The organism is Chromobacterium fluminis, from assembly GCF_011602385.1.
Classification (GTDB): Bacteria; Pseudomonadota; Gammaproteobacteria; order Burkholderiales; family Chromobacteriaceae; genus Chromobacterium; species Chromobacterium fluminis.
In genome coordinates, this window is the sequence record NZ_JAAOMA010000009.1 from 18,693 (window position 1) to 42,439 (window position 23,747).

Sequence of the window (23,747 nt, forward strand, 5' to 3'; positions counted from 1 at the left end):
CAAGCGCGCAAGGACACTTGCCATGGCCCTTGCGCCAGCCGGACCGGGACACCCCTTCAGCCGAACAAACGCTCCAGCAGGCTGGGTTTGCGCGTTTGCAACAACTGCTCGGCGCCCAAGAGCAAATCGTCTATCAGCCCTGGGTCGCTACGCGGCTGGCGCGCCAGCGCCGGGTTGGAATGGCCGGACGGGGCCAGTTCCAGCAGCGGGCCGCGCCGCGTCAGCCTGTAGCCGCCGGCGCAGCTGGGACAGAATATCTCCTCGCCGTCGGCCATCCCTCGCGGCACGGCGATGATGGGGCCGCAGCCCGCGCAGCATTGCAAGGGAATGCCCGGCTCGCTATGGCCGATGACGTGATCGAACCGCCCGGCCTCGCCCAGCTGAATGAAACGTTCACCCAGTTCGCGGTCGAATTGGGCGCCCAGATTCTCCCGTATGATGGCCAGCGCGCGCTCCTTGGGCATGCCCCGCCGATACGGCCGGGTACTGGTCATCGCATCGAAGGCGTCGGCGATGCCGACGATGCGCGCCGCCAGCGGTATCTCCTTGTCTCTCAACCCCTGCGGGTAGCCGCGGCCGTCCGGCATTTCATGGTGGCTCAGCACCGCGTCCAGCGCCAACTCAGCCAAAGGATGATCGCTCAGCAAGTCGGCGCCCACCCGAGGATGGGTCTTGATGACCTCGTACTCGGCGTCGCTCAGCTTGTCCGGTTTGTTCAACACCGCGTCAGGCACGCCCACCTTGCCCAGGTCGTGCAAAAAACCGCCCAGCGCAATGCGCTCTACCTCGGACTGAGGCAGGCCCAGCTTATCGGCCAGCGCATAGCACAAGCGCGACACCCGCCATAAATGCCCCCCGGTATAGGCGTCGCGCGCCTCCACCATCATCGCCATCGTATACAGCGTTTTCAGCAGCTCTCGCGCTTGTCGCATCTTTCATCCCCGCATGCCGATGGGGCCCGGCCGCAAGAGCGATACCTGCAAGCGCTCCCGCGGCGACTCAGGCCGAATGATTTCAATATGGCATATCAATGCGGCTTTGCTGCGCTGGCAGCAATACGACAGTCGAGCGCCCGGAAATAGAGCAATCATTCCATTTGCATGAAATTTTCATTTTTCTTGGCTAGCCTAGACGGCACGCGGATCGCGCGCCGCCAACGGCGCGGTCCATGCGTTCGCGCCATCGCCTGACGGCGTCCCACACGAGGAGACAACAATGAAATCGCTGCTATTGCTGGGCCTTGCCCTGAGCCCGCTGAGCCACTCCGCCGCCGCCGAACCGGTTCAGCCCGACCCGCGCTACAGCCACGTGCTGTCTTCATCCGGCCCGCTCAGCCGCGAACAGCTGCTGAAGACGGCTCCGCCGGCGCCAATGAGCCGCGCCGCGCGCGGCGACGCCAATATCGAGCTGATGTCGGTGCCCGGCCCGGCCACCTATACCTATCTGCGCTGCTATTACCGCACCGGCGACGCCGCCAGACCCACCACCGACTACGTGTGGGGGCTGGACCCCAGCAGCGGCGACTACTACCGCTTGAACGGCTATTGGTGGTCCAGCAGCGCGCTGGACTGGAAGAACATGTATTACACCGACGTGGCGCAAAGCACGCTGCAATCGGTTTGCCGCGGCACCTTGCAGAAAAAGGGCATTCAGCAGAACCCGGCGATGGTGTTCGCCGCCGACAACCAGCTGTCGTTCAACTACACGGTATGGACCAACGACAAGGCCGGCCAGGGTTCCGGCATCAACAAGATCGTCGCCTTCGGCGATAGCCTGTCGGACAACCAAAACGTCTACAACGCCTCCATGTGGACGCTGCCCAACCGCAACAGTTGGTTCCTCGGCCACTTCAGCAACGGCCAGGTGTGGGTGGAATACCTGGCCGGCCGCCTGCAGTTGCCGGTGTACAACTGGGCGATAGGCGGCGCCGGCGTGGACACGCAAAAACTGGTGATTCCCGGCGTGCAACAGCAGGTGCAGTCGTGGAAAGACTACATGAAGCAAGCTCGCGACTACGATCCGGCCACTACGCTGTTCACCATGCTGATCGGCGGCAACGACTTCGTGAACTACAACAACTCGGTGGACAAAGTGATCAGCGGCCAGAGTCAGGCGCTGACCAGCCTGATAGACGCCGGCGCGCGCAACATTCTGGTGCTCAACCTGCCCGACGTATCCCGGGCGCCGGTATTCCAGTTCAAGTCCGGCGCGGCCCAGGTGGCCGTCCAGGTGCGCGACTACAACCAGCGTCTCAACGCCTTGGCCGCTCAGCTGCGTCTCAAATACGGCAGCGGCCTCAAGCTGAACGTGTTCGACAGCTACGCGCTGTTCAACAAGGTGCTGGGCAACCCCTCCGCCTATCAGTTCAACAACACCACCCAGTCCTGCCTCAACATCAACGCGGACTCCAGCACCAACTATCTGAGCTCGCAGAGCCCGCGCGCCAACTGCGTGAATCCCGACAGCTTCGTGTTCTGGGACACCCTGCACCCCACCACCCGCACGCATAAGGTGCTGGCGGACGAGGTGTACGGCTTCATGAACGGCTCCGCCGGCTTGGCCGCCCTGCCGCGACGCTGAAAACGTGTTTACAATCTGCTGCGCGCGGCCAAGCCGCGCTACCAGACGGGCCGCCTGCAGGCGGCCTGTTGTTTTGCAAGGGCTTTTCCGGACGCGCATTTGAGCGCGGCGGCGGCAGCGCATACAATGAAGGATTTTCCGGCGCGCTCGCCTCCGCGCAGCGAGCCGGCCCGGAACCGCAAGCGAAGGCCCCCGATGTCCTCCCTGACCCCATTGCTGCAAAGCGCCGAAGCCGCGCGCGCAGAACTGATCGCCCGGCTGCAAGCCGAAGACACCAATTGTTATCGTCTATTCCACGGCAGCGTGGAAGGCATGCCCGGCCTGACCGTGGACCGCTACGGCGAACAGTTGCTGGCCCAAACTTTCCACCAGCCGCTGAGCGACGACGAGCTGGCGGAAATCCGCGCCCATTACCAGGCCAGCCACCCCGGCTTGCCGCTGGTCTACAACGACCGCAGCGCCGGCAACTCCCGCATCGGCAACGCGCTGACGCTGGAACAGCAAGCCGAGGCCGAAGCCGACCACACCATCCGCGAACTAAGCGTCAACTACCACTACCGCGCTCGCCACAAGGGCCAGGACCCGTGGCTGTTCCTGGATTTGCGCGCCGCGCGCCGCCGCGTGATGGAGCTGGCGGCCGGCAAAAGCGTGCTGAATCTGTTTGCCTACACTTGCGGCGTCGGCGTCGCCGCGGCCAAGGCCGGCGCCAGCTTCGTGATGAACGTGGACTTCGCCGAATCCAGCCTCAGCGTGGGCCGCGCCAACGCCAAGCTCAATCTGCTGACCACCCGCCCGCGCTGCGTGCAGAGCGATGTGTTCGCCGCCATCCGCCAGTTGTCCGGCATCGGCCAGCCCGAGCGCGTGCGCGGCAAGAAAATGCCGCCCTTCCCCAAGCTGGAAGCGCGTCAGTTCGATCTGGTGTTTCTGGACCCGCCGCGCTATTCCAAGAGCCCCTTCGGCGTGGTGGACCTGATCAACGATTACCAGGCGCTGTTCAAGCCGGCGCTGCTGGCCACCGCACCGGGCGGCACGCTGATTTGCTGCAACAACGTTGCGCAGGTGGACGGCGACGCCTGGCTGGATTCGCTCAAGCGCAGCGCGGCCAAGGCCGGCCGCGAAGTGCGCGCGGCGGAATGGATCGTCCCGGACGCGGACTTCCCCAGCCCGGACGGCAAGCATCCCTTGAAGATTGTCGCGCTCAGCGTCTGATCTGTGCTCTTGACGGCAGCGGGCCCCGGCCCGATTGCCGCGGCCAGATCCAATCTCGCCAAACGCCCGCCTTGCGCGGGCGTTTTCGCATAAAAAGCCACAGCATTTAAGCCATATGGCATTTTTACGCATAACTTAAAATTACCGTATATTTTCATCTGTAAATACTTAAAGATCCCGATACGGCACCACGCCGAAACAGCCGCGCTAGACGGCATACAACAGACAGCTTGACTCAAATCACGTATCGGGAAAGTCTCTATGAAACCTCAACTGCTACGCGGCCTGCTGGCCGCCGCCGGCCTGTTCGCCGCCAGCCAGGCTCACGCCCAGCTGGACCCGCAATTGGACTATCTGTCCCCCGGCGGGCCACTCAGCGAAGCTCAGGTCAAGGCCGCTGCAACCAAACCGGCCGTGGCGATGGGAGCCGCCACCTACACCTATCTGCGCTGCTATTACCGGCTGGACATGAGCCCCGCCAAACCGCAAACCAGCTACCACTGGGCGCTGGACCCCAGCAGCGGCGACTACTACCGCGTCAACGGTTACTGGTGGTCCGGCAGCATCGTCGCGCTGAAGAATATGTTCTACAGCGACGCGGCTCAGGACACCCTGGCCGCCGTCTGCCAGAAAACGCTGGCGGCCAAGGGGGTCAACCGTCCGGTGGCGCTCTACGCCGCCGCCAACAACCAGATGTCCTACAACCACACTATCTGGAGCCAGGACAGCGCCAGCCAGCCGGCGCGCGTCAACAAGCTGATCGTGTTCGGCGATAGCCTGTCCGACACTCAGAACATGTACGGCGCGTCTCAATGGCGGCTGCCCAACGCCAAGAGCTGGTTCATCGGCCGCTTCAGCAACGACCGGGTGTGGGTGGAATATCTAGCCGAGCAGTTGAAGCTGCCGATCTACAACTGGGCTATCGGCGGCTCCGCCGGCGATCAGCACCTGGTGGTGCCGGGCCTGCTGCAGCAGGTGGAATCATGGTCGCAATACATGCAGAAAGCCGCCAATTACCGGCCGGAAAACACCCTGTTCACCATGCTGATAGGCGGCAACGATCTGCTCAACTACGGCCGTACCGTGGACCAGGTGATCACGGACCAAGGCAAGGCGCTGGAAGGCATCATCGCCGCCGGCGCGCGACACATCGTGGTGCTGAACCTGCCCAACCTGGCCCGCACTCCGGCGGCCCAGGCCAGCGGCAAAGCCGCCGCGCTGGCGCCGCAGGTACGCGACTACAACGCCAGACTGGCGCTGCTGGTGACGCAATTGCAACAGAAGTACGGCAGCACGCTGAAGCTGAACCTGTTCGACAGCAACGTCCTGTTCGACGACCTGCTCGACAACCCGTCCAAGTATCAGGTCAGCAACGCCACCCAGTCCTGCCTGGACATCGCCGGCAACGCCAGCCTGCCCTATATCTGGGAACAGAAACCCCGCGCGGAATGCGGCAATCCGGACGCCTTCGTGTTCTGGGACGTGCTGCACCCCACCACCCACACGCATAAGCTGTTGGGCGGCTATGTCGCCAACTTCGTCAAAGCCGCGGATCCGGCGGTCTCCGCCGCGGCGGCGCTGAAGGCGCGGCGCTAAGCGCTGACCCCAAGCCGCCGCCATGGCGCGGCGGCTTGGGGTAAGATGCCGGTTTTAGCCGGACGTCCGCCATGAACCAAGCTCAGCAAGCTGTTCTCAAACCCTGCCCCAAATGCGGCGCGCCCGCTCTGCTGGTCAAGGCCGGCTCCCGCCGCTTCTGGGTACAATGCAGCCGCTACCCGGACAAGGGCAATTGCAGCGCCATCGGCGCCCAGGCCGACAACAAAAAAGAGGCTATCGCCAACTGGAACGCCTCCCGCTGAGCACGCGCCATGAATCTCTCGCCCTATCTCCTGACGCCGCTGCTGCTGGTGTTGTCCAATGTGTTCATGACCTTCGCCTGGTATGCCCACCTGAAGGATATGTCGTCCAAACCCTGGTGGCTGGCCGCGCTGGCAAGTTGGGGCATCGCCTTGTTTGAGTATTTGCTGCAGGTGCCGGCCAACCGCGTCGGCTACGGCGTGATGACGCTGTCGCAGCTGAAGATCATTCAGGAAGTGATATCGCTGTCGGTATTCATACCGTTCGCGGTGTTCTACATGAACCAGCCTTTCCGCTGGGACTATGTCTGGGCCGGGCTGTGCCTGGTGGGCGCGGTCTACTTCATGTTCCGCGGTTAAAGCCGGGCTACTGGTTGGCGCGCACCCAGCGGTGCCATTGGGAAAACAGCTCCGGATTCAGCGCGGCGATGGCGGAACGCTTCCAGATCACGTCGCTCCAGTAGTCGTCGCTGTTGAGGCTGGCGATCTGGCCGCCGGCCTCTTCCAGAATCACCGCGCCGGCGGCGTAATCCCACAAGCGCTGGCCGCCATGAAGATAAAGATCGTAGCGGCCGGCCGCCAGATAACACCAGTCCAGCGTGCTGGAGCCCAGATTGCGCAAGCTGCCGCAGGGGCAGGTGCTGCCGATGCGCGCGGCCAGCTTGCCGGAGCGCAGATATTTGACCTCGACGCTGGCAATGGCGTCGCACATGGTATTGACCACGGTTTTCAAGGGCAGGCGCTGGCCGTTCAGAAAGGCGCCCTCGCCGCGGCTGGCGTAGAACATTTCCTGGGACACCGGGTTGTAAATCACGCCCAACCGGCTTTTTCCGCCCACCATCAGGCCAACGGAAATAGCGAAATACGGCAGTCCGTTGACGAAGTTGGTGGTGCCATCTATCGGGTCCACCACCCACAAACCGTCCTGATTTTCCGCCCACAGCCGGTCCTGCTCGGCCAGTTCCATCTCCTCGCCTAACACCGGGTGGGGCAGAATGCGGGGCAAAGCAGCCTGCAAAGCCTGCTGGCAAGCCATATCGGCCTCGGTGAACAGCGTGCCGTCGTCCTTGCGGCTTTTGCCCACTCGCAAAAAGCGCGGCATCACCTCGTCGCGCGCCACTTCCCTGAGCACCTGCATCACCTGTTCCAGCACCTGCATTCGTTTTCCCCCAAGGCCGCTGCAATCCTATTGCTGCAATCGCAGCAAACAAAGCAAAATACCGGTATCAACAGCGACTTTCAATACGTCATGCCCAGGTTTTACATTGACGCCGACCTCAGCGTCGGCCAAACGCTTGCCTTGCCGGACACCGTCGTGCGCCATATCCAGGTGCTTCGGCTCAATGCCGGCGACGCCGTCACCCTGTTCAACGGCCGCGGCGGCGAGTACTCCGCCGTGCTGGACGCGGTGATGAAACGCGACGCGCATTGCCTCATCGATGGCTTCGACGACGTTTCACGTGAAACGCCGATCTGGCTGGGCCTGGCCCAAGCCATTTCCGGTGGCGACAAAATGGAGTTTACCTTGCAAAAGGGCGTGGAGATGGGCGTGTCCGCGTTTCAGCCCATCGCCGCGGAACGCTCCATCGTCAAGTTGTCCGGCGAGCGCGCCGACAAGCGCGTGGCGCGCTGGCGGGAGATCGTGATTTCCGCCTGCGAACAAAGCGGCCGCAACGCTATTCCTGCAGTATTGCCTATTCTGTCGCTGGAGCAATGGCTGAAACAGGCTCCGAGCGCCGACGCGCGGCTGATCCTGTCGCCGGTGGGCACTCAGCGCCTGGCCGACATCGCCGCCGCGCCTAAGCGCGCCTGGCTGATGGCCGGCCCGGAGGGCGGCTACTCAGCGCGCGAAGAAACCGCGGCGCTGGACGCCGGCTGGACGCCGCTAAAGCTGGGGCCGCGCATCTTGCGCACCGAAACCGCGGCGCTGGCCGCGGTGGCGGCGATGCAGACGGTATGGGGGGACTACCGCTAGCCAGAGCGGAGCGAGGGCTCGGTCCCGCTATAGGAAACGCAGCGGATCAATCTTCCACTTGTCCGGCGACTCGTGTTTGACGATGCGGTCGCCTCCGCCGAATCCCATGCCGCGCGACAGATCCACCATCTCCGGCGGAATGTAGACATTGCTCTTGGTGCTGAAAAACACCTTCACCTTGGGCGAGATCAGATTGCTTTCATTCTGTTCCACCACCACGCCCAGGCGGCCGCTCTCCAGCCGCACCAGGGTGCCGATAGGATAAATGCCTATGCTGCGCATGAAGGCTTGCACCAACTGCGGATTGAAGTGGAACTTGGACCACTCGTAGATCTTGCGCAGGGCGTCGGTGGGCGCCATGCCCTTGTGGTAGCAACGGTCCGAAGTCAGCGCGTCGTACACGTCGACAATGGCCGCCATCTGTCCCAGCTGTGAAATCTCCTCGCCCTTGAGGCCCGCCGGATAGCCGCTGCCGTCGTGACGCTCATGGTGCTGCGCCGCCACCAGCACCGCCGTTTCGGAAATGCCAGTGGTTTGCAGCAGGATCTGCTTGCTCTCCACCACATGGCACTTCATTACCGTGAACTCCTGCTCGGTCAATTTGCCCGGCTTGTTGAGAATGCGGTCCGGAATCTTCATCTTGCCGATATCGTGCAGCATGCCGCCGATGCCGGCGTGATGAATCACTTCCTTGCTCATCCCCATTGCGTTGCAGAAGCTGACCATCAAGGCGCCGACGCTGACTGAATGCTGGAAGGTGTAGTTGTCCTTGTCCTTGATCCGGCACAGCGACAGCAACGCGCCGCCGTTGCGCAGGATGGACGAAGTCATCTTGGTCACCGACGGCTCCACCATCTCCAATTCCACCTGCTTGCCCAGACGCACGTCCTTGAGAATGCCCTGGATGATCAGGTTGGCTTCGCTGTGGATCAACTGGGCACGGCCGAACTCGGAGCCGGCCTCCACCTGCCGCTCCAGAATGGTCTCGTTGCTGCCGAACTCGCGGATCTGCTCCTCCAACAGCTTTTTCACCTCGGTGGCGCTGGGCGCGGAGGGCAAATCCATTCCCTTGCGCGTGTCGATGTACACCTCGTGAATGCCGGAATCGGCAATCTTGCGGATCTCTTCCTCGTTCTTGATCAGGAAACGCTTAAGCAAAAAGGGGTGCGACATCCAATCGCAGTTCAGATCGTGGATGTACATGCCCACCTTGAGATCGGCCACTTCTATGCACTTGATCATTCTGTGCTCTTTATCCCGCCGCGCGTCTGTGCCGCCGGCCGCGCGCATACGTCTCCGCCACCCTGTCACCGGGACCCCGCCGGCCGCAATCGCCGGCGCAAATGGACCGGCACGCCCGATGCCACCCGGGCGCGCCTTCTTTCAGCATCAACTCCGCTATCGGCATTTGCAAGGTATTCCATTAGCCCGACGGCTAAATAAGCGGCGTCGCATGACATGCGAATTCGCCGTCAAAATCGCGCAAAGCCTGCTAGATAACGCAGTGCGCCGCCGCTTGTCACGCGGCTGTAAATATTGCCGCCGCGGCCGTTGTGGCGCGCTCCCCACGCTCCGCCGCGCCGCGGCCGGCTTTTAGCTCGTCGGCATGGACCGGTGCGGGCCTCTGGCTTTAATGTCTATAAATAAGGGCAAGAGGCCGGACCTCGCCTCCGCTCGCGCGCTAACGCGGCAAGCCGCTATATAACAAGCTTCGCAAGGTACTGGGGAAAGAAGAATGAAACAGCAGAAATGGGGCCGCCTGAGCACCCGCATCATTCTGGTGGCCGCCGCCGCCATCGCCGTCGGCTTCGCCGTCATGATCGGCCTGATCGCCTGGCAGAGCTACAGCTCGGCGGTGGACCAAGGCTACAAGCTGGCCTCTGAGCAGGCCAGCAGCTACGCCAAGGACGCGGAAAGCGACTTTGCCCGCAACTTCACCCTGCCGCGCCACCTGGCCGACGCGGTGCTGGGCATACAGCGCGTCGCGCATCCGGACCGCAAGCACACCGACAACACCATCCAGCAGATGCTGGACAACGCGCCGCAGTCGGTGGGCCTGTGGATGCTGTGGGAGCCAAACGCCTTCGACGGTAACGACAACGGCTTCCGCATGGACTGGCCTCGCCATGACCCGACAGGCCGCTACCAGCCCTACATCACCAAGAACGACAAGGGCAAGGCGCAGATGGACGTAATGATGTCGGCGGACCGCGTCAAGGAATTCCCCAAGTTCAAGGACCACCCGGAAAGCTATCAACCCGACTACGAAAAACCGGGCTGGGGCGATTTCTACTACGTGCCCAAGCAACGCGGCCGCGACACCATCACCGAGCCCTACCCCTACGAGGTGCAGAACCGCAAGATCCTGGAAAGCTCGCTGGCCGTGGTGATCAAAGACGCCGCCGGCAAAATGCTGGGCGTCTCCGCCACCGACATCGCGCTGGACGACCTGCAAAAGAAATTCGGCCAGATCCGGCTATATGAAACCGGCTACGTCAGCATGCTGTCCGAAGGCGGCCTCTACGTGGTCAACCCTGACGCCGGCTTGCTGGGCAAACCCGCGCCCAAGGACAGCCCGCTGACGCCCTATCTGGGCAAGATCAAGCAAGGCGAGGACTTCGTTTACGAGGCCGGCGGCTTCACCCATTTCTTCCATCCGGTGAAAGTGGCCAATACCGGCCAGTTCTGGACGCTGGGCGTCAGCATACCCACCGCCGCCATCACCGCCGACGCGCGGCGGCAAAGCCTGACCGCGGTGCTGATAGGCGCGGTGGCGCTGGCGCTGATTCTGCTGGTGCTGGCCGGCGTGGTGCGCGCGCTGACCCGGCCGCTGAATCATCTGGCCGCCACCATGGAGCAATTGGCCTCCGGCAAGGGCGACCTGACCATCCGCATCCCGATCAGCAACCGCGACGAAATCGGCCGCACCGCCGACGCCTTCAACCGTTTCATCGCCAGCCTGCGCGACATGTTCGTGGAGGTGCGCGAACAGAGCCGGGCGGTCACCGCGGCGGCGGTGTCCTTGCAAGAGTCCGCACGCCAGGTGGAAAGCGCTTCCGCATCGCAATCGGACGCCGCCAGCGCCACCGCCGCCGGCGTGGAGGAAGTGACCGTCAGCGTGCAGCACATCGCCAACACTGCGCAGCTGGCCGAGAGCACCGCTAGGGAAACCGGCAGCCTGACCGAGCAGAGCGTCGCCACCGTCAACCAGGTCACCGCCGAAATACGCCGCATGACCGACAATATGCACGCGCTGGCGGATCGAGTGAACGTTCTGGGCGCGCGCTCAACCGAGGTCAGCACCATCGTCAACGTGATCAAGGACATCGCGGACCAAACCAATCTGCTGGCGCTGAACGCGGCGATCGAAGCCGCGCGCGCCGGCGAGATGGGCCGCGGCTTCGCCGTGGTGGCGGACGAGGTGCGCAACCTCGCCGGCCGGACCGCCGAGGCCACGGTGGAAATCAGCCGCATCGTCAACGCCATCGGCCAGGAAACCCGCGACGCCGTCAGCGATGTGCAAAAGAGCAGCCAGTTGGTGGGCAACAGCGTCGCCATCGCCGAAGACGCCAACCAGGCGATGCAAACCGTGCTGGATCGCAGTCACGACCTAGTGGGCAGCATCGTCGACATCGCCTCCTCCACTCGCGAACAATCCGCAGCCAGCCTGGAGATCGCCCAAAACGTGGAACGCATCAGCAGCATGGCCCAAAGCAATAGCGACGTGGTGCGCCAGGTGGCCGCCTCGGTCAGCCATCTGCGCGAACTGTCGGCGCGGCTGGAGGCGCTGGTGGGCGATTTCCGCACCTAAACGCGCGGACGATGAAAGGAAAACCCTGATGACGGCAATCGACTGGTGGCCGTTTGTCGCCGCCTCGCTGCTGCTGGTGGTCACGCCGGGAGCCGGCACCCTATCCATCCTAGGCGCGCTGAGCGGCGGCGGGCTGCGTGCCGGCTACGCGGCCCAGGCCGGTTTGCTGGCCGGCGATCTGATCCTGATCGCGCTGGCCGGCGGCGGCGTGGCGGCGCTGCTGGCCGCCCACCCCGGCTGGTTCGAACTGCTGCGCTATGCCGGCGCGCTCTATCTGGCCTGGCTGGGCGCCAAATTGCTGTTCCGCCGCGACGGAGGAGCCGCCGCCGTAGCCTCGCCGGCGCCGCGCGGCGCCGCCGCCTGGTTCCGACGCTCGCTGTTGATCACCCTGGCCAACCCCAAAGCCATTCTGTTCTTCATGGCCTTCTTCCCGCAATTCCTGGACGCCGGCCGCACCGGCCCGGCCGGCTTCGCGCAGCTGGCGGCGGTGTTCTGCCTGATCAATATGCTCTACCTGGCGCTGCTGGTGTGGCTGGCCGGCCATCTGCGCCGCCGCGCGTTCGCCCCCGGCGGCCGCCTGCTGCTCAACCGCCTGCTAGGCATCTGCTTTCTGGGCCTGGGGATCAAATACGCGCTGCGCTGAGAACCTGTTCATAGTCTGCTGCGCGTAGAAGTGTCCTTTTTTTGCCATTAATTTCGGTAAATGCGACACGGGCCTTACCGCCGCGCTGGAATTGGGATTACAATCCCGCAGTTTTGTTCGGACCACAGGCAATGACCCACGCAAGAACGCTTCCCGCACGACGCACCGCCCGCCACGGCGGGGACCTGGCGTTGGCTCGAGCCGTTGCCGTTCCCGAACCCCGACGCAGTAATAAAACAAGCTCCTGATTCCAGGGGCTTTTTTTTTACCCACGACTCATAAAGCCAATATTGAAAGGACGCGACCATGGCCAACCCCCTCTACCGCAAACACATCATTTCCATACCGGACTTCAGCCGCGAGGAACTGGAGCTGGTGGTGGCCACGGCAACCCGCCTGAAACAACAGCCTCGCAACGACCTGCTGAAGGACAAGCTGGTGGGCAGCTGTTTCTTCGAGCCCTCCACCCGCACCCGGCTGTCCTTCGAGACGGCGGTGCAACGGCTAGGCGGCAGCGTCATCGGCTTCGCCGACGGAGGCAACACCAGCGCCAAGAAGGGCGAAACCCTGGCGGACTCCATCAAGATCATCGGCTCCTACACCGACGCGGTGGTGATGCGCCATCCCAAGGAGGGCGCGGCGCGGCTGGCCAGCGAGTTCTCCGCCGTGCCCATCATCAACGGCGGCGACGGCTCCAACCAGCATCCGACCCAAACCCTGCTGGACCTGTTCACCATCCGGGAAACCCAGGGCACGCTGGAAAACCTGACCGTGGCCTTCATCGGCGACCTCAAATACGGCCGCACCGTGCACTCGCTGACCCAGGCGCTGTCGCTGTTCGGCGCGCGTTTCTACTTCGTGGCGCCGGAGCAACTGGCGATGCCGGACTACATCTGCGAGGAACTAGACGAAAAAGGCATTCAGTACACCGTGGTCGACAGCTTGGACGACGTGATTCCGCAAGTGGACGTGCTGTACATGACCCGGGTGCAACGCGAGCGTTTCGACGAGGCCGAGTTCAAGAAGATTCAGGGCAAGTTCGTGCTGCGCGCCGACATGCTGCACAGCGCCCGCACCAATATGAAGATTCTGCACCCGCTGCCGCGCGTCGACGAAATCGAAACCAGCGTGGACGCCACGCCGCACGCTTATTACTTCGAACAGGCCAAGAACGGGGTCTACGCGCGCCAGGCGCTGCTGTCGCTGGTGTTGAACGAGACCGTCTGATTCAGGAAAAGGAAACCATCATGCAATACACCCGCACCGTAGAAGCGCTGAAGCAAGGCACCGTCATCGACCACATCCCGGCCGGCCAGGGCCTGGTCATCCTGCGTCTGTTCAAACTCAGCGAAACCGGAGAGCGCGTTACCGTGGGTCTGAACCTGTCCAGCCGCCACATGGGCGCCAAGGACATCATCAAGGTGGAGAACATCGCGCTGTCGGAGGAACAGGCCAACGAGCTGGCGCTGTTCGCGCCGCAAGCCACCGTCAATGTGATCGACAACTTCGAGGTGGTGAAGAAGCACAAGCTGGCACTGCCGGACACCATCGAAGGCATCTTCTCCTGCCCCAACTCCAACTGCATCTCGCACAACGAACCGGTGACCAGCTTTTTCTATGTCAAACCCCAGGCGCGCGACACAAAAATGAAATGCAAGTATTGCGAAAAGGTGTTCAGTAGGGATATCGTTGCAGAGGTGCGCTAAGTCGTACAAGGGTGAATAGAGAAATATCAAGAAAACACTGCGTTCGACAGTGGTAAAAAGCACGAGCAAGCGCCGCAGTCATCTGCGGCGCTTCTCATTTCAGGCTCAGGACGCCGCCGGACCCTCGCTGGCGCCGTCGATGAAGCGCTGCAAGAACACCAGGTCCAGCCAGCGGCCGAACTTGAACCCCACCTGCGGCAGCATGCCCACCTGCTGGAAACCCAATTTTTCATGGAAGCGGATAGAACCCGCGTTGGCGGCGTCCACCGCGCCCACCATGGTGTGTTTGCCCAGCCCCTTGGCGCGCGGGAACAAGGCCTGCACCAAGGCGGTGCCTATGCCCTTGCCGCGCGCGTCGGCGGACAGATGCACGCTGTGTTCCACGGTGAAGCGGTAGCCCGGCTTGACGCGGAAATCGCCAAAGCTGGAAAAGCCCAGGATCTTGCCGTTTTCCTCGGCCAACAGCACCGGATAACCGGCGGCGGTGCGGTCCTGGAACCAGACGGCGAACTCCCCGGCGGACAGCGGATCGTCGTTGTAGATGGCGGTGGTGGTGGCGATGACCTCGTTGTAGATATCGAGTATCGCCGCCAGGTCTTCCAGCGTGGCGTCGCGAATAATCATGTTCTGTCCCTTGCTGATGTGGCTTGTTGTTTGGATCGCGGGCACGGACGCCGACGCGGATCCTTAGAACCTATTTACGATCTGCTACGCGTCGGCGATACCGCGTTGAAACCAACTTCGAAATGCTCATGTACCACCTGTACATTCCGCTTTCTCAGCTGTTTTCGCCTTGTCTCGCCTTAGCTCGCGAGATCATAAACACGTTCTTTAGGAATGCAAACAGTGTACCAGCAGCCGGTTCAGCCGGCAGCAGCCGGCTTTTTGCGCGGGCTGCGCTTCTTGCGCACCGGCGTCTCCAGCGTCGGCTCCGCCGCGGGCGGCGTTATCACGGGCGCCGCGAGCACGGATTCCCCATCCTGTTTGAGCCGGATCTCGCAATGCAGTTTGGAGCCGTTTCGGCTTTCCTGCACCGTCAGGAAGTCCAGCTTTTTCACCATCTGCGACAGCCGGGAATGACCGTAAACCCGCGGGTCGAACGAGGGGTCGTTCTTGGCCAGATAAGTGCCCACCACCGACAGCTCCGCCCAGCCGCTGTCGCGCGACACCGCCTCGATCGCATTGGTGAACATGTCCTGCAGCGGGTGGCGCTCCTTCTCCGGCTGCGGTTTGGCGCGGCTGCGCGCGCTGCGCGTCTTGGGCTTGTCGGCCACGTTCTTGGCCGCCGCCGGCTCCGGCCGCAGAATCTCGGTGAACACGAATTTATCGCAGGCGGCGATAAAGGGCCGCGGCGTCTTGGACTGCTCGCCCAGGCCGATCACCATCAGCCCGGATTCGCGCAACCGGGTCGCCAGGCGGGTGAAATCGCTGTCCGAGGACACCAGGCAGAAACCGTCGAAATTACCGGTGTAGAGCAGGTCCATCGCGTCGATGATCAGCGCGGAGTCGGTGGAGTTCTTGCCCTTGGTGTAGGCGAACTGCTGAATCGGCGAAATCGCGTACTGGTGCAAGACTTCTTTCCAGCCCTTCAATTGGCTGGTGGTCCAGTCGCCGTAGGCGCGCTTGACCACGGCGGTGCCGTACTTGGCCACCTCGGCCAGCAACTCGGCGATCAGTGCCGACTGCGCGTTGTCCGCGTCGATCAATACCGTCAGTTTGCGGTTTTCCATGCTTGGTTTCCGTAAGGCAATCGAGCCATGCTAAAACCGGCCGCCGCGGCTGTCAAAACCGGCGGCCGGACGCGGCGGTGCGCAGGTTCTACGGCGGCGCGGCACGCAGCGTTTGCTCCACGATGGCGGCAATCCGCCCCTCGCGCTTCATCTGCCCCAAGACGGCGTTCAGTTGCCGGATGAAATCGTCCAGATAGGGAAAACGCTGCTGGCCGCGCTTGGCGAAGCCGACGTAGGCCTGCTCGCCGTTCAGGCTGGCCGCCACCGCCAGTCCGCCGCGTTGCTCCGCGCTGATCGCTCCGCGCCGCTGCAGCCGCTCCAGCACATAGAGAATGGACAGCTTGTCGTTCAAATAACAATCGATGCGGCCATTGATCAGCTTCAGCAGATTGCCCTGAGTGTCCGGCGCTTCGTCCAACTGAATCTCGCCGCGCTGCACCGCCAGCCAGAACGCCTTGCCGCCGGGGCGGAAACCCGCGTTGTTGCCAAAGCGCAGGCCCAAGAAATCCGCCGGCCAATGCGGCCGCGGCGCGCGCATGATGTCCGCCCGGCAATACACCGCCAACTGCTCCTGCCAGAACGGCGCCGAATACCCCATGTAGTCGCGCTCCGGGCGGTAATACGGCGGCGACAGCGCCGGCGCGCGGCCGGCTTCCAGCTCGGACAGGCCGCGCTTCCACGGCACAGGCCGCAGGTCGATGCGATAGTCGCGCAAGCGCTGCGACGCCTCGCGCAACACTTCGTTGTAAACGCCCTCTGCCCGTCCGTCCTTCTCATAGGAATACGGCGGATAACCGTTGTCGACCAGAATCACCACCTGGCGCGGCGGCGCGGCCTCGACGCCCTGCGTCATCCCGGCCAACAGCAACAGCAATAAACCCGATCTGATCATTTGAATGACATACGCCGTGTCGATAAACACGTTATAGCCGCTGCGTCGGCCGCTGCGCGCGGCAAACAAAAAGCCGCCCAGCGGGCGGCTTTGACGGCGAAGCGCGGATGCGCTTACTTTTTGGCGACGCTCTTGCCGAAGCTTTCCGCGGCGGCGCGCATCTTGGGCAGCAGCACCGGCTCGGCGGCCTTCAAGGTGTCGCCGGCGATGGTGTTGATGATCTGCGGCTGCTGCTTCAGCAGTTTCTGACCCGCGGCGGTTTTGTAGAAAGCGTTGATCTGCTTGAGCTCGTCGGCGCTGAACTGGGCGCTGTAAGCCTTGGCCACAGTCTGCTCGAACTGCTGCTTGGCCGTGCTGGAGCCAAAGTAATCGCTGGCCAGCTTGTGCACGTTCTCGCCGTAGGTCTTGAAGCCTTCCTGCGCCTTCTTCTGCTGGGCTTCGCTCAGCTTGATCTTGTTCTTGACGAAGTATTCCTGCAGCAGCGGCATCGCGCTGGCGGTGGTGCGCTGCGCCAGTTCCGGCAGCATATTGTTCAGGCTCAGCGTGGCGGACAACTCTTTGACGGCGGCGTCCTGGGCGGCGTCGGCGTGCGCCAGCAGCGGCAAAGTCAGCGCCAGGGCGGCCAGGCCGGCTTTGAGCGGGCGTGATGCGAACATGTGGAATCCTTTGGCTTTGAGTTGAAAACGGCTGGCGTCGGCCAGGCCGACGCGAAAACACCGGCAGTGTGACACCGCCGCCGCCGCAGGTCAAAAAAGACGGGGAGCCTCCGCCTAGCGCGCCGCGGCGGGCGCCGGGGGCAACTGGCTTTGCCAGCCCTGGTAGGCGCCGATATTGGCGCGAGTGATCAGCTGCACCGGCACCGTCACCAAGCGCGGCTTGGCATTGGGCGTATCCAGCAATTGGCGGCCTAGCTTCACCGCCTCCACGCCGATGGCGTATGGAGCCTGGCTGACGGAGGCCACAATCTGATTCTGCCCTCGCAACGCCTTCTCTATATCCGGCGAGCCGTCCACCCCGGCCACCATCACCTCCTTGCGGCCGGCTTCCCGCGCGGCCTGCTCCGCCCCCAGCGCCTGGCGGTCGTTGCTGGAGAACACGCCGTTGATCATAGGATAGCGCCGCAGATGTCGTTCCATCAGCCGCTTGCCGCCCCAACTGGACTCCATGCCGCTCTCTTGATGGCTGAGCAAGCGGATTTTGGGAAATGCCGCCAAGCTGCGGCGACAGCCGGCCACCCGGTCCCAGACAGAAGACACCGGCGGACCGTTCTGAATCACCATCGTCCCGCTGCCATGCATCTGCTCCGCCAGATAACGACAGGCCAGCGCGCCGGCCTGGACATTGTCCGATTTAACCGTGCCGTCGACGCCGGGCGCGTCCACGTCCACCGCCACCACTCGCACCCCGGCCTGGTGCGCCAGACGCACCAGCGGCGCCACCGCCTTGCTGTCAGCGGCCACCAGCAGAATCAGCTCCACCTGCTGACGCAGCAGTTGCCGCACTTGTTCTTCCTGCCGCTCCAGGCTGAAATTGGCGGAAAGGGTGGTGACTTGCGCATTGGGATTGGCCGCGCGCGCCTCGTTCAGCGCGCCTCGCGCCACGATCTGATAGAAGGGGTTGTCCAGCGCTCCCACGGATACGCCGATGCGGCTCAAGGGGGCGGCGTAAACGGCGCCGGCCAAGGACAAGCAACAACAGGCAAGAAATCGGCTCGGCATCATGGCCACTCATGAGATGGTTGCAATACGTGCCATCCCAGTTTAGACCACCTGGCTTGGACCGAAACCACGCCGAGCAACGGTTTGGAAGCCGCAACGCTCCCAGCGCCGCCAGCGGCGAGCGGACCTGTTCAAAACCCGGCGCGCTAGAGCAAAACAAGGTGAAAACCGCTGAGAAAGCGAAATGCGCATGTGCCCCATGAGCATTTCGAAGCGACACTCGCCGTGCCGCGTGTCACCACGCGCAGCAGACCCTAAACAGGCTTTCATGCCGCCTGGCTCAGGCTGGCCCGCACCCGCTGCGCCAGCAGCTCCAGTTGCAGCCAACCGTCTTCCCATTGGCAGTGGCCGGACTCCACATTGATGTGGCCGGCCTGCCGCAGCCAAGCGATGGGCGTGCGCCAGTAGCCGGCCAGCCGCGCCGCGCGCGGCGTCTTGCAGAACGGATCATTGCTGCTCGCCACCATCCTGGCCGGAAACGGCAAGGGTTGCCGCGGCGTCGGCGCGAACCCCATTAGCTCGCGCGGAACAAAGGGCCGCTCCACATCCGCCGGCGCCACCAATAAAGCGCCGGCAATTCGTCGCGGATGGCGCTGCGCGTAATGCGCCACCGCTACGCAACCCAGGCTGTGAGCAATGACGATGACCGGCTTTCGCGTCCGGTCCAGTGCCAGATCCAAACTCTGCAGCCAGTCGTCCAGCCGCGGCGCGTCCCAATCGCCCACCTCCACCCGCTCGGCGTTCAAGCGGCGTTGCCAGTGGCTTTGCCAGTGCCGCGGGCCGGAGTTGCGCCAGCCGGGCTGAATGATCAAGTCGAAATCCGCCAGCGAAGGTTCCATCGCTCAGCTCCTTAAGGGTGGATCTCGCACTGTAGAATGACTTTTATATTCTTGGAAATGATATTGAACGAAAAACTTATTCCCCATGCCTCTAAGAAACCCCTGCCGCCGCATAGATTTATTTGGAATTTAAAGATAAAAAACAATCACTTCTGGCGCTAAAACATTTCTGATTAGATGCATTCATCGCTTGCACCCTCAGGACATCGCCATGCCACGACACTCCCTCCGCCACGCCCTTCTCTCCCTCGTCTTGTTCAGCGGCGCCGCGCCGCTGCTGGCCGCCGAGCTGCTCAACGTCTCCTACGACCCGACCCGCGAGCTCTACCAAGACGTCAACAAGGCTTTCGCCGAGCAATGGAAGAAACAGGGCGGCGACGTCGCCATCAAGCAATCGCACGGCGGCTCCGGCAAGCAATCGCTGGCCATCCAGCACGGCCTGGAAGCCGATGTGGCCACACTGGCGCTGGCCTACGACATCGACGTGCTGGCGGACCAGGGCCTGCTGCCCAAGAACTGGCAAAGCCGGCTGCCGGACAATAGCTCGCCCTACACCTCTACCATCGTGTTCCTGGTGCGCAAGGGCAACCCCAAGGGCATCCGCGACTGGGGCGATCTGATCAAGCCCGGCGTTCAGGTGATCACGCCCAACCCCAAAACCTCCGGCGGCGCGCGCTGGAACTATCTGGCGGCCTGGGGTTACGCGCTGAAACAGCCCGGCGGCAACGAGGCCAAGGCCCGCGCCTACGTAGGCGAACTGTATAAACACGTGCCGGTGCTGGACACCGGCGCGCGCGGCGCGACGCTGACCTTCGCCCAACGCGGGCTGGGCGATGTGCTGCTGGCTTGGGAGAACGAAGCGGTGCTGGCGGTCAAAGAGCTGGGACCGGACAAGTTCGACATTGTCACCCCCTCCTTGTCCATCCTGGCGGAACCGCCGGTGGCGGTGGTGGACAAGGTGGCCGACAAGAAAGGCAACCGCAAGCTGGCCGAGGCTTATCTGAAGTTCCTGTACACCCCGCAGGGCCAGACCATCGCGGCGCAGAACTACTACCGGCCGCGCGACGCCAAGATTGCCGCGCAATACGCCGGCCAGTTCCCCAAGGTCAAGCTGTTCACGCTGAAAGACACTTTCGGCGACTGGCGCGGCGCCCAGCGTAAACACTTCGCCGACGGCGGCGTGTTCGATCAGTTAATCACCAAGAAATAACACGCCCTCAAGGCGAACAGCCCGGCTAGCCGGGCTGTTGTTCATACGGGGACAAGAGCTCAGGCCGCCTGGCTTTCGCGCCAGGTCAACCACACCCGCATGTCGAATTCCAGCTGGTGGTAGTCCGGCTCCATATGGCAACACAGCTGGTAGAAAGCCTTGTTGTGGTCCTTCTCCTTCAGATGAGCCAGCTCGTGCACCACGATCATGCGCAGGAAGGGCAAGGGCGCGTCGCGAAACAAGGCAGCGATGCGAATCTCGTTCTTGGTCTTCAGCTTGCCGCCCTGCACCCGCGACACGAAGGTATTGGTGCCCAGCGTGCCCTTGACCGGGTGTTGTTGGCTGTCGTAACTCACCTTGGCCGGCAAGGCGGCGTTTTTTAGATAACGCTGCTTGATCTCGGACACGTACTGATACAGCGCCTTGTCCGTCTGCACATCGTGGCTTTCCGGATACTTGCGCGCCAGCCAGCCGCCCAGCTGGCCGGAATCCAGCAGCGCCCGCACCTGACTGAGCAGCGCGGCGGGATAATGCTGCAAATAGTTGAGGGTAGACATCGCGCCATTGTAAAACGACTGCGCGGCCAGGTGTTGCCGCGGCGCAAACCGACGCTACAGCAAGCAGGATGGATCATCCCATTGATAACTTAACGCCAGCGCGCGGTTGCCGGCGGCGGTATCCACCTCGCTGGACGCCGACGCCGCGCCGCCCAGCGCCCGGTAAAAACCGCAGGCGGCGTGGTTAGCCTGATACACCCATAGATAAAGCGGCCGGCCCGGCGCGACGCGCATGGCTTCCGCCGCCGCCGCGGCCATCAGCGCGCGGCCGATGCCGCGTCCCTGCTGCCCGGCCAGCACATGCAGATTATCCAGATACACGCCCCGCTCCGGCGCCTCGTCCGGCAATAGGCAAACAAAGCCCACCGGCTCTCCCTGCCACAGCGCCAGCCGTACCCAGGGCGGCCGCGCGGCGGCGAAACGATGTCGCCACACAAGCAGGCGCTCGTCCCAAGCGCGCAAGTCCAGATACTCATCCGGCAGGATGCCGCGGTAATGCAGCCGCCAACTGGCGATGTGCAGCGCTGTTATCCGCTCTACATCCCCAGCATCGGCCTCGCGCAGCAATAGATTCTTCGTCATTTTCGCTCCTCCTGGTCGCGATGGTTCCACGCCAGCGGCCAAACTGGCTCTGGCCAAGACCGCCGACAGTCGAGACAATGCCGATTCCCCCACCTTACTCTAGGAAGGTCCTTCATGCATGTCGTGATTTTCCGTGCGGCCACGCGGCAACTGGATGACGAGTACTTCGCCGTGGCGCAGCAAATGCGCCAGCTGGCGCTGGAGCGCTTCGGCTGTCTTGCTTTTGTTTCCGCCTGTGAGAACGGCCAAGAGATCGCACTATCCTACTGGCCTGACGCCGACAGCATCCGCGTGTGGAAGGCCCACGCCGACCATGTGCTGGCGCAGCAGCTGGGACGCGAGCGCTGGTATCGCCAGTATCGGGTGGAAGTGGCGCACATCGAACGCAGCTATGAATGGACCATGGACGCGTCAACCTGAGGTCCGCCGCATGGCGCTGTTTCACGTGGAACCGGGCCGCTTCGCGGCGCGACTAGCTGCTTTTTATCCACGCCAGCGCTTTCTTTAGCCGCTTTTTACGCGCCGGCGCCTAGCATGCAGCCAAGATCCCACCTTCGAGGCCCTTGCTTATGAACGCAAGCAAACCCGTCCGTCACACCTTGCCGGCGCGCGGCATTCCCGACTACCTGCCGGACGAGGACCCGGCGCCGCTGGCGCTGCGCCGCTACATCCTCGAAGCCCGTTTTCCGGCAACGCCCTGCCGGGCCGGGCCGAAACTCGGCTGGCGCGCGTCCTTGCGCGCCTGGTGGCTTCTGGTGAGCGCGCAACGATGAAACGCGGCGATCTCGCTCTGCGCCACCGCCGGCTATTGAATGCCTACGCGCAGGCCCGCCATCAACGCCTGCCCTGGCTCAAACGCAAGACGCGGCTGCCGCGCGCGACACACGCAGGCTGGCTCGCGCGTCTGCGCGCCTGGCTGCGCGGCTGAGCGCCTTATTTGAGCCGCAGCGGCTCCACCAGCACATTGCTGGATTCGTCGGCCAGCCACATCTGGCCGTCCTGGATCGTGGCGCTCAACTGCATGCTGCGCTGGCAGATGGCGACCAACTCCGCCAGCGTGGCCGGCTCAACGCGGAATACGCTGAGCTTGTCCAGCCGGGACAGCTTGTTCTCGATCTGCGGCCACCATACCTCGCTGGCGCGGCCGCCGTAGCTGTACAGCGCCACTTGCTCGGCGCGGCTGCACGCTTTCTTCAGCCGTTTTTCATCCGGTTCGCCCAGTTCCACCCACAGCTCGATATCGTCGGCATAGCTTTTCTGCCACAACTCCGGCTCGTCGTCTGCGCTCAGGCCGCGGCTGAACTGCAGGGTTTCGCTGGCGTTGAGCGCAAAGGCGGCCAGGCGCAGCATCATGCGCTCAAGGGTTTCGGATGGGTGCTGGGCCAGCGTCAGCTGATGACTGGCGTAATAGCCGCGATCCATGTCGGACACGGCAAGATTGGCTTTGTAAATGGTGGCGGACAGGGCCATGCGGAAACCGGCTTTGCGAAAAAAGAAGCTATTGTACGGGTCAGCCGGCTTTTGCGCGCAATCATCGCAAACAACGAGCGCCGCCCTATCTCAAGGCGAAGGCTGGCTGGAACAATCCAAGGGTTCGCCGCGCCAGGTGATGCTGGCCTCGCGGCCCTTGATCCACAGCTCCAGTCCCGGCGCCGCGTAGCGCGCTCCGCTGCCGCTCAGGCCCTGGTGCAAGATGGCGGTGGAACCGTTGTACTCCAGCTTCACCGTGGGGGGATGGGTGCGGTAAAAGGTGGCCAGCACAGTGCGGGTGGCGTTGCCCTTGCAGACATAACGCAAGGGCGTCAGCGACGGCGCCAACCCCCAAGCCGCCTGCAACTGGGTGATGCGCATGATGTAGACGTCGCCCAGACACATATGCATGTCCTCGGACTTGACGCAGTCCTTCAGGCTTTTCACCCAGCGGCGCTGCTCGGCGATCAGTTTGGCCTCGGCTCCCGGCCGCCCTTGCTGAGCCTGCTCCAACGCCTGGGCGTAAACCTTTTCCAAGCGATTGTCCTGCCGGGTCAGGCTGTCGTCCTGACACACCATGGCCTCCACCGGATTGCCCGGCTTTTCGCAGTTGAAATCGGTTGCCACCGGCGCGTTGGCTTCCGCCGCTTCCTCTGCGGCCTTGGCGCTCTCCGCCGCGCGGCCGTGGCCGCCCTCCGAACCGCCCTTGCCGGCGGCCAGCGCCAAGGCCGGACACAAAATGATCAAGCCGACCAGCCTACGGGCGGATCCAGGCATACCGATTTCCTCTGAACTGCGTTATTCGCCGCCCATCCCGGGCGGACACATCAAAACAGGGCATCTTGCGGGCCGCGGCGCTCCGCGCACCGGCGACGTGACAACATGATACCAGTTCACCCATTCGCATTTATTAATAATATCGGCCGTCAAAACGGCCTTGCGCGGGTTTGGATTCCGCTGAAATGGATA

27 protein-coding genes are annotated in these 23,747 nt (G+C 63.1%); 14 read left to right on the top strand and 13 right to left on the bottom strand.

The annotated features are described in order from the left end of the window. Nucleotides 1-56: 56 nt before the first annotated feature. Nucleotides 57-932 (bottom strand): HD-GYP domain-containing protein, encoded by an 876-nt coding sequence (locus HA052_RS08235; RefSeq protein ID WP_166451558.1) that lies wholly within the window; start codon nucleotides 930-932, stop codon nucleotides 57-59. A gap of 283 nt (nucleotides 933-1,215) precedes the next feature. Between HA052_RS08235 and HA052_RS08240 the strand changes: the two genes are divergently transcribed. From HA052_RS08240 to HA052_RS08260, 5 genes are all read left to right on the top strand, one after another. Next, nucleotides 1,216-2,580, top strand: a complete 1,365-nt coding sequence (locus HA052_RS08240) for an SGNH/GDSL hydrolase family protein (RefSeq protein WP_166451559.1) — start codon at nucleotides 1,216-1,218, stop codon at nucleotides 2,578-2,580. A gap of 195 nt (nucleotides 2,581-2,775) precedes the next feature. After that, nucleotides 2,776-3,789 carry a class I SAM-dependent rRNA methyltransferase gene (locus HA052_RS08245; RefSeq protein ID WP_166451560.1) on the top strand — a complete coding sequence of 338 codons (1,014 nt, stop codon included), beginning with the start codon at nucleotides 2,776-2,778 and terminating at the stop codon, nucleotides 3,787-3,789. Nucleotides 3,790-4,050: 261 nt separating this feature from the next. Continuing rightward, nucleotides 4,051-5,385, top strand: coding sequence for an SGNH/GDSL hydrolase family protein (locus HA052_RS08250; RefSeq protein WP_166451561.1), 1,335 nt, complete (start codon nucleotides 4,051-4,053; stop codon nucleotides 5,383-5,385). 71 nt (nucleotides 5,386-5,456) lie between these two features. Continuing rightward, on the top strand, nucleotides 5,457-5,648 hold the full coding sequence (locus HA052_RS08255; protein WP_107732172.1) for a Lar family restriction alleviation protein: 192 nt from the start codon (nucleotides 5,457-5,459) through the stop codon (nucleotides 5,646-5,648). A 9-nt stretch (nucleotides 5,649-5,657) separates the two neighbouring features. After that, nucleotides 5,658-6,005: a DMT family protein gene (locus tag HA052_RS08260; RefSeq protein ID WP_107732173.1), complete on the top strand. Its 348-nt coding sequence runs from the start codon at nucleotides 5,658-5,660 to the stop codon at nucleotides 6,003-6,005. A gap of 7 nt (nucleotides 6,006-6,012) precedes the next feature. Here HA052_RS08260 and HA052_RS08265 read toward each other — a convergent pair whose 3' ends face one another. Then, a complete protein-coding gene (locus HA052_RS08265) occupies nucleotides 6,013-6,804 on the bottom strand; it encodes an inositol monophosphatase family protein (RefSeq protein WP_166451562.1) in 792 nt (263 codons plus the stop codon). Nucleotides 6,805-6,894: 90 nt separating this feature from the next. On the opposite strand from HA052_RS08265, the gene HA052_RS08270 reads away from it, so the two are divergent. After that, nucleotides 6,895-7,620, top strand: coding sequence for a 16S rRNA (uracil(1498)-N(3))-methyltransferase (locus tag HA052_RS08270; RefSeq protein ID WP_166451563.1), 726 nt, complete (start codon nucleotides 6,895-6,897; stop codon nucleotides 7,618-7,620). A gap of 27 nt (nucleotides 7,621-7,647) precedes the next feature. Here HA052_RS08270 and HA052_RS08275 read toward each other — a convergent pair whose 3' ends face one another. After that, nucleotides 7,648-8,862 carry an HD-GYP domain-containing protein gene (locus HA052_RS08275; protein WP_081549163.1) on the bottom strand — a complete coding sequence of 405 codons (1,215 nt, stop codon included), beginning with the start codon at nucleotides 8,860-8,862 and terminating at the stop codon, nucleotides 7,648-7,650. 493 nt (nucleotides 8,863-9,355) lie between these two features. Between HA052_RS08275 and HA052_RS08280 the strand changes: the two genes are divergently transcribed. From HA052_RS08280 to pyrI, 4 genes are all read left to right on the top strand, one after another. Continuing rightward, complete coding sequence (locus HA052_RS08280) at nucleotides 9,356-11,431, top strand: methyl-accepting chemotaxis protein (RefSeq protein ID WP_166451564.1); 2,076 nt, start codon at nucleotides 9,356-9,358, stop codon at nucleotides 11,429-11,431. A 28-nt stretch (nucleotides 11,432-11,459) separates the two neighbouring features. After that, entirely contained in the window at nucleotides 11,460-12,074 is a 615-nt protein-coding gene (locus tag HA052_RS08285) for a LysE family transporter (RefSeq protein ID WP_081549137.1), read from the top strand. A 306-nt stretch (nucleotides 12,075-12,380) separates the two neighbouring features. Further along, the gene (pyrB, locus tag HA052_RS08290) at nucleotides 12,381-13,301 is read left to right on the top strand and encodes an aspartate carbamoyltransferase (RefSeq protein WP_166451565.1); all 921 of its coding nucleotides are present in this window, start codon (nucleotides 12,381-12,383) and stop codon (nucleotides 13,299-13,301) included. 20 nt (nucleotides 13,302-13,321) lie between these two features. Then, nucleotides 13,322-13,780 (top strand): aspartate carbamoyltransferase regulatory subunit, encoded by a 459-nt coding sequence (pyrI, locus tag HA052_RS08295; protein ID WP_043589228.1) that lies wholly within the window; start codon nucleotides 13,322-13,324, stop codon nucleotides 13,778-13,780. 105 nt (nucleotides 13,781-13,885) lie between these two features. Here the strand turns inward: pyrI and HA052_RS08300 are convergent, their stop codons facing one another. From HA052_RS08300 to HA052_RS08325, 6 genes are all read right to left on the bottom strand, one after another. Next, nucleotides 13,886-14,404 (bottom strand): GNAT family N-acetyltransferase, encoded by a 519-nt coding sequence (locus tag HA052_RS08300; RefSeq protein ID WP_166451566.1) that lies wholly within the window; start codon nucleotides 14,402-14,404, stop codon nucleotides 13,886-13,888. A 239-nt stretch (nucleotides 14,405-14,643) separates the two neighbouring features. After that, nucleotides 14,644-15,510: an NYN domain-containing protein gene (locus tag HA052_RS08305; RefSeq protein ID WP_166451567.1), complete on the bottom strand. Its 867-nt coding sequence runs from the start codon at nucleotides 15,508-15,510 to the stop codon at nucleotides 14,644-14,646. An 88-nt stretch (nucleotides 15,511-15,598) separates the two neighbouring features. Beyond that, nucleotides 15,599-16,402: a substrate-binding periplasmic protein gene (locus tag HA052_RS08310; RefSeq protein ID WP_166451568.1), complete on the bottom strand. Its 804-nt coding sequence runs from the start codon at nucleotides 16,400-16,402 to the stop codon at nucleotides 15,599-15,601. A 113-nt stretch (nucleotides 16,403-16,515) separates the two neighbouring features. Beyond that, nucleotides 16,516-17,058 carry a DUF2059 domain-containing protein gene (locus HA052_RS08315; RefSeq protein ID WP_081547419.1) on the bottom strand — a complete coding sequence of 181 codons (543 nt, stop codon included), beginning with the start codon at nucleotides 17,056-17,058 and terminating at the stop codon, nucleotides 16,516-16,518. 114 nt (nucleotides 17,059-17,172) lie between these two features. Then, the gene (locus HA052_RS08320; RefSeq protein ID WP_166451569.1) at nucleotides 17,173-18,123 is read right to left on the bottom strand and encodes a substrate-binding domain-containing protein; all 951 of its coding nucleotides are present in this window, start codon (nucleotides 18,121-18,123) and stop codon (nucleotides 17,173-17,175) included. Nucleotides 18,124-18,386: 263 nt separating this feature from the next. Next, nucleotides 18,387-18,959, bottom strand: coding sequence for an RBBP9/YdeN family alpha/beta hydrolase (locus HA052_RS08325; RefSeq protein ID WP_081547423.1), 573 nt, complete (start codon nucleotides 18,957-18,959; stop codon nucleotides 18,387-18,389). A gap of 211 nt (nucleotides 18,960-19,170) precedes the next feature. On the opposite strand from HA052_RS08325, the gene HA052_RS08330 reads away from it, so the two are divergent. Beyond that, nucleotides 19,171-20,169, top strand: a complete 999-nt coding sequence (locus tag HA052_RS08330) for a sulfate ABC transporter substrate-binding protein (RefSeq protein WP_166451570.1) — start codon at nucleotides 19,171-19,173, stop codon at nucleotides 20,167-20,169. Nucleotides 20,170-20,228: 59 nt separating this feature from the next. On the opposite strand, the gene HA052_RS08335 is transcribed toward HA052_RS08330, so the two are convergent. Continuing rightward, on the bottom strand, nucleotides 20,229-20,726 hold the full coding sequence (locus HA052_RS08335) for a M48 metallopeptidase family protein (RefSeq protein ID WP_166451571.1): 498 nt from the start codon (nucleotides 20,724-20,726) through the stop codon (nucleotides 20,229-20,231). 54 nt (nucleotides 20,727-20,780) lie between these two features. Then, nucleotides 20,781-21,308, bottom strand: coding sequence for a GNAT family N-acetyltransferase (locus tag HA052_RS08340; protein WP_081547429.1), 528 nt, complete (start codon nucleotides 21,306-21,308; stop codon nucleotides 20,781-20,783). Between the two features lie 114 nt (nucleotides 21,309-21,422). On the opposite strand from HA052_RS08340, the gene HA052_RS08345 reads away from it, so the two are divergent. From HA052_RS08345 to HA052_RS08355, 3 genes are all read left to right on the top strand, one after another. Continuing rightward, the gene (locus HA052_RS08345) at nucleotides 21,423-21,728 is read left to right on the top strand and encodes an antibiotic biosynthesis monooxygenase family protein (RefSeq protein WP_166451572.1); all 306 of its coding nucleotides are present in this window, start codon (nucleotides 21,423-21,425) and stop codon (nucleotides 21,726-21,728) included. Between the two features lie 149 nt (nucleotides 21,729-21,877). Beyond that, entirely contained in the window at nucleotides 21,878-22,081 is a 204-nt protein-coding gene (locus tag HA052_RS08350; protein ID WP_166451573.1) for a hypothetical protein, read from the top strand. Continuing rightward, entirely contained in the window at nucleotides 22,078-22,236 is a 159-nt protein-coding gene (locus tag HA052_RS08355; protein ID WP_166451574.1) for a hypothetical protein, read from the top strand. Before HA052_RS08350 ends, HA052_RS08355 begins: the two co-directional genes overlap by 4 nt. 5 nt (nucleotides 22,237-22,241) lie before the next feature. On the opposite strand, the gene HA052_RS08360 is transcribed toward HA052_RS08355, so the two are convergent. Beyond that, nucleotides 22,242-22,778, bottom strand: coding sequence for a YaeQ family protein (locus tag HA052_RS08360; RefSeq protein ID WP_081547435.1), 537 nt, complete (start codon nucleotides 22,776-22,778; stop codon nucleotides 22,242-22,244). A 90-nt stretch (nucleotides 22,779-22,868) separates the two neighbouring features. Further along, nucleotides 22,869-23,555 (bottom strand): MliC family protein, encoded by a 687-nt coding sequence (locus HA052_RS08365; protein ID WP_081547437.1) that lies wholly within the window; start codon nucleotides 23,553-23,555, stop codon nucleotides 22,869-22,871. Nucleotides 23,556-23,747 lie beyond the last annotated feature (192 nt).

Excerpts from the sequence above, each read along its gene's own strand:
- HA052_RS08235 (WP_166451558.1), bottom strand. The coding sequence starts at position 932 with ATGCGACAAGCGCGAGAGCTGCTGAAAACGCTGTATACGATGGCGATG.
- HA052_RS08240 (WP_166451559.1), top strand. The coding sequence starts at position 1,216 with ATGAAATCGCTGCTATTGCTGGGCCTTGCCCTGAGCCCGCTGAGCCAC.
- HA052_RS08245 (WP_166451560.1), top strand. The coding sequence starts at position 2,776 with ATGTCCTCCCTGACCCCATTGCTGCAAAGCGCCGAAGCCGCGCGCGCA.
- HA052_RS08250 (WP_166451561.1), top strand. The coding sequence starts at position 4,051 with ATGAAACCTCAACTGCTACGCGGCCTGCTGGCCGCCGCCGGCCTGTTC.
- HA052_RS08255 (WP_107732172.1), top strand. The coding sequence starts at position 5,457 with ATGAACCAAGCTCAGCAAGCTGTTCTCAAACCCTGCCCCAAATGCGGC.
- HA052_RS08260 (WP_107732173.1), top strand. The coding sequence starts at position 5,658 with ATGAATCTCTCGCCCTATCTCCTGACGCCGCTGCTGCTGGTGTTGTCC.
- HA052_RS08265 (WP_166451562.1), bottom strand. The coding sequence starts at position 6,804 with ATGCAGGTGCTGGAACAGGTGATGCAGGTGCTCAGGGAAGTGGCGCGC.
- HA052_RS08270 (WP_166451563.1), top strand. The coding sequence starts at position 6,895 with ATGCCCAGGTTTTACATTGACGCCGACCTCAGCGTCGGCCAAACGCTT.
- HA052_RS08275 (WP_081549163.1), bottom strand. The coding sequence starts at position 8,862 with ATGATCAAGTGCATAGAAGTGGCCGATCTCAAGGTGGGCATGTACATC.
- HA052_RS08280 (WP_166451564.1), top strand. The coding sequence starts at position 9,356 with ATGAAACAGCAGAAATGGGGCCGCCTGAGCACCCGCATCATTCTGGTG.
- HA052_RS08285 (WP_081549137.1), top strand. The coding sequence starts at position 11,460 with ATGACGGCAATCGACTGGTGGCCGTTTGTCGCCGCCTCGCTGCTGCTG.
- pyrB (WP_166451565.1), top strand. The coding sequence starts at position 12,381 with ATGGCCAACCCCCTCTACCGCAAACACATCATTTCCATACCGGACTTC.
- pyrI (WP_043589228.1), top strand. The coding sequence starts at position 13,322 with ATGCAATACACCCGCACCGTAGAAGCGCTGAAGCAAGGCACCGTCATC.
- HA052_RS08300 (WP_166451566.1), bottom strand. The coding sequence starts at position 14,404 with ATGATTATTCGCGACGCCACGCTGGAAGACCTGGCGGCGATACTCGAT.
- HA052_RS08305 (WP_166451567.1), bottom strand. The coding sequence starts at position 15,510 with ATGGAAAACCGCAAACTGACGGTATTGATCGACGCGGACAACGCGCAG.
- HA052_RS08310 (WP_166451568.1), bottom strand. The coding sequence starts at position 16,402 with ATGATCAGATCGGGTTTATTGCTGTTGCTGTTGGCCGGGATGACGCAG.
- HA052_RS08315 (WP_081547419.1), bottom strand. The coding sequence starts at position 17,058 with ATGTTCGCATCACGCCCGCTCAAAGCCGGCCTGGCCGCCCTGGCGCTG.
- HA052_RS08320 (WP_166451569.1), bottom strand. The coding sequence starts at position 18,123 with ATGATGCCGAGCCGATTTCTTGCCTGTTGTTGCTTGTCCTTGGCCGGC.
- HA052_RS08325 (WP_081547423.1), bottom strand. The coding sequence starts at position 18,959 with ATGGAACCTTCGCTGGCGGATTTCGACTTGATCATTCAGCCCGGCTGG.
- HA052_RS08330 (WP_166451570.1), top strand. The coding sequence starts at position 19,171 with ATGCCACGACACTCCCTCCGCCACGCCCTTCTCTCCCTCGTCTTGTTC.
- HA052_RS08335 (WP_166451571.1), bottom strand. The coding sequence starts at position 20,726 with ATGTCTACCCTCAACTATTTGCAGCATTATCCCGCCGCGCTGCTCAGT.
- HA052_RS08340 (WP_081547429.1), bottom strand. The coding sequence starts at position 21,308 with ATGACGAAGAATCTATTGCTGCGCGAGGCCGATGCTGGGGATGTAGAG.
- HA052_RS08345 (WP_166451572.1), top strand. The coding sequence starts at position 21,423 with ATGCATGTCGTGATTTTCCGTGCGGCCACGCGGCAACTGGATGACGAG.
- HA052_RS08350 (WP_166451573.1), top strand. The coding sequence starts at position 21,878 with ATGAACGCAAGCAAACCCGTCCGTCACACCTTGCCGGCGCGCGGCATT.
- HA052_RS08355 (WP_166451574.1), top strand. The coding sequence starts at position 22,078 with ATGAAACGCGGCGATCTCGCTCTGCGCCACCGCCGGCTATTGAATGCC.
- HA052_RS08360 (WP_081547435.1), bottom strand. The coding sequence starts at position 22,778 with ATGGCCCTGTCCGCCACCATTTACAAAGCCAATCTTGCCGTGTCCGAC.
- HA052_RS08365 (WP_081547437.1), bottom strand. The coding sequence starts at position 23,555 with ATGCCTGGATCCGCCCGTAGGCTGGTCGGCTTGATCATTTTGTGTCCG.